Annotated in this window: 2 protein-coding genes; one reads left to right on the forward strand and one right to left on the reverse strand. The window is 74.4% G+C overall.

Annotated elements, in window-relative coordinates; all coding sequences use genetic code 11:
• The first annotated feature begins 49 nt into the window (after window positions 1-49).
• A complete protein-coding gene (locus K0M70_RS11685; protein WP_290782103.1) occupies window positions 50-1,003 on the forward strand; it encodes a mitochondrial fission ELM1 family protein in 954 nt (317 codons plus the stop codon).
• A gap of 31 nt (window positions 1,004-1,034) precedes the next feature.
• On the opposite strand, the gene glnE is transcribed toward K0M70_RS11685, so the two are convergent.
• A complete protein-coding gene (glnE, locus tag K0M70_RS11690; protein WP_290782101.1) occupies window positions 1,035-3,821 on the reverse strand; it encodes a bifunctional [glutamate--ammonia ligase]-adenylyl-L-tyrosine phosphorylase/[glutamate--ammonia-ligase] adenylyltransferase in 2,787 nt (928 codons plus the stop codon).
• Window positions 3,822-3,954: the final 133 nt, after the last annotated feature.

Genomic DNA, 3,954 nt, shown 5'->3' on the forward strand with positions numbered 1-3,954 from the left:
GCGCCCCCCCGGCGCGCGCCCCGCCCGCCTTTCCGGCTACCCTTCGGGCATGCCGACGGTTTCCGATTCCTGCTGGGCCCTGCATGACGGCGCCGCCGGCCATCGCCGGCAGGTGCTTGCCCTGGCCCACGCCCTTTCGCCACGCGTGCACGAGTGGGCGCTGTCCACGTCGGCGCCGTGGTCATGGCTGGCGCCTCACCGGCTTCCGGGCAGTGGCCGCGCGTTCGGCAGCGAGTTCCTCCGGTCCCTGGGCCAGCCACCCGCGCTGGCGATCGGCTGCGGCCGGCGCGCGGCGCTGGCCACGCGGCTGCTGGGCGAACGCGGCGCGCGCACGGTGCAGCTGCTGGACCCGCGCATGGACCCTGCCCGCTGGGACGTCGTGGTCGCGCCGGAACACGACGGTCTGCGCGGGGCGAACGTTATCACGCTCTGCGGCAGCCTCAACCCGGTGGACGACGCCTGGCTGCAGGCGGGTCGCGCGGCGTTCGCATCGCTGGGCGAGCTGCCTTCGCCGCGCACGGTGGTGCTGCTGGGCGGCCCCACCAAGGCGGTGCGCTTCGACCGCAGCGCCTTTGAAGTCATGGCGTCGCGACTGGAGCACTGGCTGGCCAAGTCCGGCGGCAGTCTGGTGGTGATCGGGTCGCGCCGGACGCCGCCGCAGTTGGCGCAGCTTGCGCGCGCCTACTGGGCCGATACCCCCGGGCTGCGCTGGTTCGACGACAGCGACGGCGCCAACCCTTACGCCGGCGCGCTGGCCTGGGCCGACCGCATCGTGGTGTCGCCCGATTCGGTGAACATGGTGTCGGAAGCCTGCGCCACCCCCGCGCCGGTGTACGTGGCCGAACCGGGGCGGGCCACGGGGCGCGTGCGGCTTTACCTGGACGAACTGCTGCGCCGCGGCCGCATCCGCGCGCTGGGCAAGCACGCCGAGGCCTTCGACGCGCAGCCTCTTCGGGAGACCCCGCGCGTGGCCGACCAGGTCCGCCAGCGCCTCGGCGGGTAGCCGGGCCGGGCGTTCCGGCCGTGCGGGGCGCTCAGGTGAACTCGAGGTCGAAACGGCGGCAGGCGCGGTGCACAACGGCGCGCGCCGCGTCCAGCGCATCATCGGGCGGCACCAGCCGCGGCCGCTGGTCCAGGGTGCAGTCCAGCCCCAGTCCCAGCATCAGCGCGTGTGCATCGAGCAGTGCGGCCAACTCGTCCGACGCCAGTACACCGGCTTCGCCCAGCGCCGCCAGCAGCTCGGGCGTGCCGCGGGGCTGCACCAGCGACGGATGCGACGCCGCATGTTCCAGCACCAGGGCCTGCACCAGGAACTCCAGGTCAACCAGGCCGCCTTCGCCCTGCTTGAGGTCGAAGCGCGCAGCGCTGCTGCGGTCCAGCTCAGTGCGCATGCGTCGGCGCATGGCCACCACGTCGGTGCGCAGCGCGGCGTGGTCGCGCGGCTGGCAAAGGGTCTGGGTGCGTATGGCCTCGAACGCCGCCTGCACCCGCGGTGCGCCGGCGATCGGGCGCGCGCGCACCAGCGCCTGCCGCTCCCAGGTCCAGGCCCGCTGGCGCTGGTAGTCGGAAAAACTGTCCAGGCTCGACACCAGCATGCCCTTGGCGCCGTCGGGCCGCAGGCGCACGTCCACTTCGTAGAGTTTTCCCGCCCCGGTCACCGTGCCCAGCAGGCTGACCAGGCGCTGCGCCAGCCGCGCGAAATAGCGGGGGGCGTCCAGCGGGCGGGCGCCGTCGGAGCTGGCGTCGGCCGGCGCGTCGTGCAGGAACACCAGGTCCAGGTCGGAGCCGAAGCCCAGCTCGCGGCCGCCCAGGCTGCCGTAGCCCAACACCGCCAGCCCGGCGCCGGGCACCCGGCCATGGGCGGCGATGATGTCGCACTCGGCCACGTCCAGCGTTGCCAGCAGGAGGTTTTCCGCCAGCGCCGCCAGTCGCTGCGTGGCGTCGCCCGGCGGCAGGCGCTGGCCCAGCGTGGCCAGGCCCACGCGGAAACCGATGGCCTGGCGGACTTCGTTGAGCGCGTTGAGTGCGGCTTCGGTGTCGCCGGTGCGCGGCACCGCGGCCACCAGTGCGGCCACCTGCGCCTCGTCCGGCACGGGGCCGGCGGCGCGCGAGTCCAGCAGTTCGTCGAGCAGCAGCGGGTGGGCGGCCAGCCGCTCGGAGAGCAGCGCGCTGCGCGCGGTGACGTCGGCCAGCCGCGCCATCGCGGCCGGCTGTTCTTCCAGCAGCGCCAGGTAGCTGGTGCGCCGGGTGATCGCCTGCAGCAGGGCCAGGCCACGCGGCAGCGAAGCGTCGGCCGCGTCGCTGCGGGCAGCAGCGGCCAGCAGCGCGGGCAGCACGTTGTCCAAGCGCTGGCGACCGCGACCCGACAGCGCGCGCACTGCCGGCGTGCGGGCGAAGTCACGCAGCGCGGCGTCCTGGCCCTGGGCATCGCCGAAGCCGGCGTCGGCCAACACCTGCGCGTCGCCGCCGTCGGGCAGCGCGCGCCAGTAGTCCACCAGCGCATTGGCCGGGGCACGGCGCCGTCGCCGCGCCTCCAGCAGGCCGGCGAACTCCTCGGCCACCACGCTGCGGTGGCTGTCGATGTCGGCCAGCATGGCCGCGGTGTCGGCGTGGCCGAGGGCACGCGCAATGCGCAGCCGCGCCAGGGGATCGTCGGGCAGCGCGTGCACCTGCTGGTCGCCCAGCATCTGCACGCGGTTCTCAAGCCGGCGCAGGGCGCGATAGGCGGCGGCCAGCCGGTCTGCCGTGGCCGGCGCGACATGGCCGGCGGCCGCCAGCGCCGCCAGCGCAGGCAGCAGCGCGCGCCCGCGCAGCGCGGGCTCGCGGCCGGCGCGGATCAGCTGCAGCGCCTGCACCAGGAACTCCACCTCGCGGATGCCGCCGGGGCCCAGCTTGAGGTCTTCGGCCAGCTCGCGCCGCTGCACCTGCGCGGCGATCAGCGCCTTCATCTCGCGCAGCCCGTCCAGCGCGCCGTAATCAAGATAGCGCCGGTACACGAACGGCCGCAGCGTCTTGAGCAGGGACTCACCCGCCGCCAGGTCGCCCGCCACCGGCCGGGCCTTGATCCAGGCGTAGCGCTCCCAGTCGCGCCCTTCGCGCTGGAAATACTGCTCCATGGCGCCAAAGCTCAGCACCAGGCGGCCGCTGGCGCCGAAGGGCCGCAGCCGCAGGTCCACCCGGTGGCAGAAGCCGTCGGCGGTGACGTCGCCCAACAGCTGCGCCAGGCGCTGCCCGAGCCGCGTGAACCAGGCCTCGGCGTCCAGCGGGCGGGCGCCGTCGCTCTGGCCGTGTTCGGGGAAGGCATACACCAGGTCCACGTCGGAGCTGAAGTTGAGCTCGCCGCCGCCCAGCTTGCCCAATCCAAAGACCACCAGCGACTGCGCTTGGCCGGCGGCATTGCGCACCACGCCGTGGCGCTCCGTCAGCTGCGCCGACAGCGCCGCCACGCCCGACTGCAGCGCGGCATCGGCGATGCGGCTGCTGCCCGCCAGCGTGGCGTCAACGTCGTCCATGCCGCGCAGGTCGCGCCAGACAAGACGGGTGGATTCCGCCGCGCGCCAGCGGCGCAGGCCTGCCGGCCAGTCGGCTTCCTGGCCGGCGTCAAGCAACGGCGGCGGGGCGAACGGGGCGTCCAGGCGGTCGATCAGCTCAGGCTGGCGGCACAGCGTGTCGATGGCGAAATCGCTGCACAGCGCCAGCGCGGCCAGGCCTTCCCGCCGCTCGGGCGAAGACAGCGCGTCGGGCGCGCGCTCGGCCAGCCGCGACAGGGCGCGCTCGACCAGGGCGGCCAGTGCGGATCCGGAATCAGGGGGCGAAGACATCGGTGGATTCTGTCATGCGCTGTTGCCGGGCACGACCTGCGCGGCGACCGTGCCGACGGGGCCCGGCGTGACGCGGGACGACGGGCAAAGAAAAACGGGGCCCGAAGGCCCCGTTGGTCTTGCCGGCGATGGC

Origin of the sequence: Arenimonas sp. (assembly GCF_019459675.1) — a bacterium.
Taxonomy (GTDB): Bacteria; Pseudomonadota; Gammaproteobacteria; order Xanthomonadales; family Xanthomonadaceae; genus Arenimonas.

What these genes read in the sequence shown, in the direction of transcription:
- K0M70_RS11685 (WP_290782103.1), top strand. Translation starts at nt 50, where the DNA reads ATGCCGACGGTTTCCGATTCCTGCTGGGCCCTGCATGACGGCGCCGCC.
- glnE (WP_290782101.1), bottom strand. Translation starts at nt 3,821, where the DNA reads ATGTCTTCGCCCCCTGATTCCGGATCCGCACTGGCCGCCCTGGTCGAG.